The 5244-nt window shown below is 34.2% G+C and carries 6 protein-coding genes; all 6 read left to right on the plus strand.

Annotation, left to right across the window (positions count from 1 at the left end; all coding sequences use genetic code 11):
- The first annotated feature begins 170 nt into the window (after window positions 1-170).
- Window positions 171-1337 carry an alpha/beta hydrolase gene (locus tag EZH24_RS06810; RefSeq protein WP_137998378.1) on the plus strand — a complete coding sequence of 389 codons (1167 nt, stop codon included), beginning with the start codon at window positions 171-173 and terminating at the stop codon, window positions 1335-1337.
- 34 nt (window positions 1338-1371) lie between these two features.
- A complete protein-coding gene (locus tag EZH24_RS06815) occupies window positions 1372-2298 on the plus strand; it encodes an aldo/keto reductase (protein ID WP_137998379.1) in 927 nt (308 codons plus the stop codon).
- A 203-nt stretch (window positions 2299-2501) separates the two neighbouring features.
- Window positions 2502-3359: an aldo/keto reductase gene (locus EZH24_RS06820; protein ID WP_137998380.1), complete on the plus strand. Its 858-nt coding sequence runs from the start codon at window positions 2502-2504 to the stop codon at window positions 3357-3359.
- A 98-nt stretch (window positions 3360-3457) separates the two neighbouring features.
- Window positions 3458-4015, plus strand: coding sequence for a sugar O-acetyltransferase (locus tag EZH24_RS06825; RefSeq protein ID WP_137998381.1), 558 nt, complete (start codon window positions 3458-3460; stop codon window positions 4013-4015).
- Between the two features lie 71 nt (window positions 4016-4086).
- Window positions 4087-4779 carry a dihydrofolate reductase family protein gene (locus EZH24_RS06830; protein WP_137998382.1) on the plus strand — a complete coding sequence of 231 codons (693 nt, stop codon included), beginning with the start codon at window positions 4087-4089 and terminating at the stop codon, window positions 4777-4779.
- A 101-nt stretch (window positions 4780-4880) separates the two neighbouring features.
- Window positions 4881-5244: aldo/keto reductase (locus EZH24_RS06835; RefSeq protein ID WP_137998383.1), on the plus strand; the 364-nt coding region annotated here is incomplete at its 3' end.

A 5244-nucleotide genomic window follows, 5' to 3' on the forward strand; every position in this document is an offset into this window, starting at 1 on the left:
GGAAAAGTTAAGTTTAGATATGTGATAGATATGAAGACTTTAAATTAATTATAAATGTGTTGTTAAAAAAATTTTCATGTTTAAATCATATAAGTAAAGGTAGCCTCTTAAATCTGCGGGGCAATCTTTACCTTAATAAATATGAAAATCAAAAAGAAGAAGGAGAAAGAATGTTAAAACAAAAATCAATTTTTATTACGGTAATTATTATGTCCGCATTTTCAATTTACGGATGTAATAATAACAATCAAAATTCTATAGTATTAAGAACTATGGGAAGTTTATTTTTTGGAGGAACGGTAGAAATATTGGAAAGCGGCGATACTTTTCATGGAGAGCATGGATACGCTCAATATTATATCCCGCAAAATTCTTACAACTACCCTATAATAATGTGGCATGGAATGGGACAATCGGGAAGAAGTTTCGAATCGACTCCAGACGGAAGAGAAGGATACATGGCTATGCTTCCAAGAAGAAATTGGGCGGTTTATATAATAGACCAGCCGAGAAGAGGAAGAGCGGGAAGAACGAGAACGACTTTAGAAAACTCCGAATTATTTATAACGGAAGCTTATGAAAGCGAAACTTGGAACGCCTTTAGAAACGGCATCTGGAAAAAACCAAATAAACCTTATCTATATGAAGGAGTTCAATTTCCAAGCGACCCCGACTCGATAGAACAGTTTTTCAGACAACAAACTCCAAATACAGGCGTAGAACCGTATAACGCCGAATACGAACAATTTATGGGAAAAACTATGGCGGATTTATTAAAAAGAACGGGACCCGCTATTTTAATAACGCATTCAGCTGGCGGTCCGCTTGGATGGGCTACGGCATTTGCGGCTGAAGAATTTTTAAAAGCTATAATCGCATACGAACCAGGGGATTTTATATTTCCAGAAGGCGAAGAAATAGAATATATAGAGTCTCCTTTAGATTATATTAGAGACAATTATAATCCAAAAAGAATTCCAACAAACGAATTTATTAAACTTACAAAATTTCCAATTCTTGTGGTTTGGGGAGATAATATTTCTACCGAACCCACCAACGAAGTTTTTAATGAAGAATTTTGGCGAGTTGCAAGCATAAGGGCGAAACAATTTGTGGATACGGTTAATAAATACGGCGGAGACGCCACACTCGTTATGCTTCCAGAAATCGGAATAAAAGGCAATACTCATGCGCCGTTTGCCGATTTGAATAACGAAGATATAGCCAATCATTTGATAAAGTTTTTGCATGAAAAGAAATTGGACATAAAGGATAATCCGCATACGGGACCAGCTAAACATGGATTAACGGAATATACTATTCCATTAGATAAATAATTAAAATATTAAAATTAAACAGGAGATATTTAAAATGAAAAAGTTAATATGTTTTGGAACAACGATTTTATTTTTAACAATTTTTGGCTGTATTGCAAGCGAAAATCTATACTCGAATAGTTTTGATTTGTCAAACGGAGAAAACGGAAAAGCGTCGACTATACTTTTAAATAGCGGTTATAGAATGCCAATATTGGGAATCGGGACTTTTCAATTGCATGGGGACACATGTTATAATTCGGTTTTATCGGCTCTTCAAAACGGTTATAGATTAATAGACACCGCTTATATATACGGAAACGAGGATAAAGTGGGAGAAGCGATAAAAAAATCTGGCGTTCCGAGAGAAGAGATATTTATAACGACTAAATTATATATGAATCAATTTGCTAACGCCGAGCAAGCGATAAACGATGCACTCAAAAAATTGGGAGTGGAATATATAGATTTAATGCTTCTTCATCATCCAGCTGGAAACGATGTCGAAGCCTACAAAGCTATGGAGAAAGCGGTTAGAGAAGGAAAGATTCGCTCTTTAGGATTATCGAATTATTATATTGACGATTTGGAAAAATTTTTGAAACAAATAACAATCATGCCTTCTTTGATTCAAAATGAAATCCATCCGTATTTTCAAGAAAAAGATGTTATAAAATACGCGAACGAGAAAGGAATAATCATGGAAGCTTGGTATCCTTTGGGAGGACGGGCGAATAGAACTCGACTTTTTGAAGATAAAACAATTTCGTCTATTGCAAGAGCGCATAATAAATCTTCCGCTCAAATAATTTTAAGATGGCATTTACAAAGCGGAGTTGTTGCAATACCAGGTTCGAGCAATCCCGCTCATATTAAAGAAAATATTTCAATATTCGATTTTGAATTATCCTCCGAAGAAATGAATTTAATAAACGGACTTGATAGAAATCAAAAACATTCTTCTTTTGGAAGAAGAAATTGAAATTAATTTATAAATCATACTTTTAAAGCATAATTAGATATAAAAAAAGTATTTGCCATGAAAAATTTAATAACTTAAAATAAATTCAAATAAAAAATAAAATTACATATTGACTCTGGAGTTAACTCCAATGTTATAATATTAATACAAAATAAAAAAATTAAATTAATGCCATTCAAACGAGATGGCGAAGGAGAGATTACATGCAAAAAGTAAAATTAAATAACGGAGTGGAAATGCCAATATTAGGTTATGGGACATTTTTAGTAGAGCAAAAAGTAGCGCAAAGGTGCGTAGAGGACGCGTTAAACGTAGGTTATCGACTCATTGATACAGCGCAAGTTTATGCCAACGAAGAAGGCGTAGGAGCTGCGTTAAAAAATGCAATGAATGGAGGGACTAAACGAGAGGAACTTTTTATCGAAACAAAAGTATGGATAAACCACATAGGCGAAAGCGCAACGCTTAAAGCCTTTGACAATAGCCTTAAAAAACTCGGACTTGATTATGTGGATTTGTATCTCATTCATCAGCCTTTTAATGATTTATACGGCGCGTGGCGGGCTATGAGTAGGCTTTATAAAGAGGGCAGAATCAAAGCTATCGGCGTAAGTAATTTTTACCCCGACAGGCTTACGGATTTTTGCCTAAACAACGAAATCAAACCATCCGTAAATCAAATAGAAGGACACCCGCTTTTGCAACAAAACGAAGCGCAGGAAGTGATGAAAAAATACGGCGTTCAAATGCAGTTTTATAGTCCGTTTATGCAAGGTAAAGGCGATATACTTAAAAATAAAATACTTGCAAACATAGGCAAAAAATATAACAAAAGCGTGGCGCAAGTGATTTTAAGATGGCTCGTGCAAAGAGGCGTGGCTGTGGCTGTAAAAAGCGTGAATAAAGAGCGAATGCTGGAAAATATCAGCGTATTTGACTTTGAATTAGATGCCAATGATATGCAAGCTATCGCTGAACTTAATAAAAATCAAAGTCATTTTGACAAAAGCCATCGCGATGTCGAGCAAGTATTATTATTACATACGAGAAAACCAGAATAAAAATAGAATTACATATTGACTCTGGAGTTAGCTCCAATGTTATAATAGTAATACAAAATAAAAATTATTAAATATAAAAATCAAGGAGTAAATAGAATATGACGGAATTACAAAAATTAGAAGCGGGTTTAGAATATTCTTTTTTTGACGATGAAGTCGCTCAAAGAAAAACGGAAGCTATAATAAAATGTAAAAAATTTAATTCTATACCTGCGGATAACTTTGAAGAACAATTTAAAGCGATAAAAGAATTATTAGGCTCGGTTAAAGATAAGGCTTATATCAATACGGGATTTTATTGCGACTATGGAAAAAACATACATGTGGGAAAAGATTTTGTGGCAAATTATAATGTTACAATATTGGATATAGCTCCCGTAAATATAGGCGATTATTGTATGATAGGACCGGATACTTTAATAACAACTGTTGGGCATCCTCTTACGGCAAGCGGACGAAGAAAGAAACTCGCTCAAGCAAAACCCGTTAACATAGGAAACGATGTGTGGATTGGAGGAAATTGCGTAATACTGCCTGGAATTAATATAGGCAATAATGTGATTATAGCGGCGGGTTCGGTTGTGACTAAAGATGTTCCAAACAATACTTTAGTCGCTGGAATTCCCGCTAAAAAATTAAGAGAATTGAAAGAATAAAAAAATCATAAAAATTTAAAAATATAAATAAAAATTAATGCCAGAGGCACGCCTGTGGCGCGGAGGAAAAAATGTTCAAACCTTATGTTTCTTTATTAATGCTAACTTCCATTGACGGAAAAATTGACGGAAGTTTTATTGACGATTACAATCAGGAATTGGGAGATTATTACGAAGAGTTGAAACTTGAAATTTCGGAAGCTTGGGGAAACGGAAGCTCAACCCATAAAATCTATTTCAGCGATGAAACTATAGATATTTCAAAGTATAAAAACTCAAAAGTAGATTACGAAGACAATATTATAAAAAGCGAATATCCTTATGTAGTTTCTTTCGATTCGACTGGAAAAGTAAAATGGAAAGACAATTTGCTTATCTATCCCGAGAATATTAAAAATCAAGTTTTGGTTATAACTACTAAAAAAGCCTCGCCAGAATATATCGCCTATCTTAAAGAAAAGAAAATAGCTTATATTTTTGCGGGAGACGAAAAAATAGATTTGAATATCGCTCTCGATAAATTATATAGACTTTTCGATATAAAGAAATTTGCTTTAACGGGAGGAGCTACGATAAACGCCGAATTTTTCAGAGAAAATTTGGTTGACGAAATAAATGTTATGATAGCGCCTTTTATAGACGGAAGCAAAAACGCTACAATATCGGAAACGGTTGACGGAAAAAGTTTGACTAAAGAGTTTAAATTTAGCGAAGTCAAAAAACTTAAAAATGACGGTTTATTGCTAATATATAAAAAGCAATAAAAATTACATATTGACTCTGGAGTTAACTCCAATGTTATAATAGTAATATAAATTAAAAAATTAAATTAATGCCATTAAAAAAATGGCGAAGGAGAGATTACATGAAAACTGTAAAATTAAACAATGGCGTGGAAATGCCAATATTGGGTTTCGGAGTATATCAAGTCCCCGATTATGACGAATGCAAAAGAGCGGTTTTGGACGCTTTGGAAACGGGCTACAGATTAATCGATACGGCTTCGGCATACTTCAATGAGAAAGCGGTTGGAGACGCTATAAAAGAAAGCGGCATAAACAGAAAAGAATTGTTTATAACGACTAAATTATGGATTTCGGACGCGGGATACGAAAAAGCGAAAAAAGGTTTTGAAGCGTCTATGGAAAAATTGCGCCTCGATTATTTGGATTTATATTTAATCCATCAGCCTTTCGGAGATTATTACGGTTCTTGGCGAGCTATGGAAG

Source organism: Brachyspira catarrhinii, assembly GCF_005518285.1.
GTDB lineage: Bacteria > Spirochaetota > Brachyspiria > Brachyspirales > Brachyspiraceae > Brachyspira > Brachyspira catarrhinii.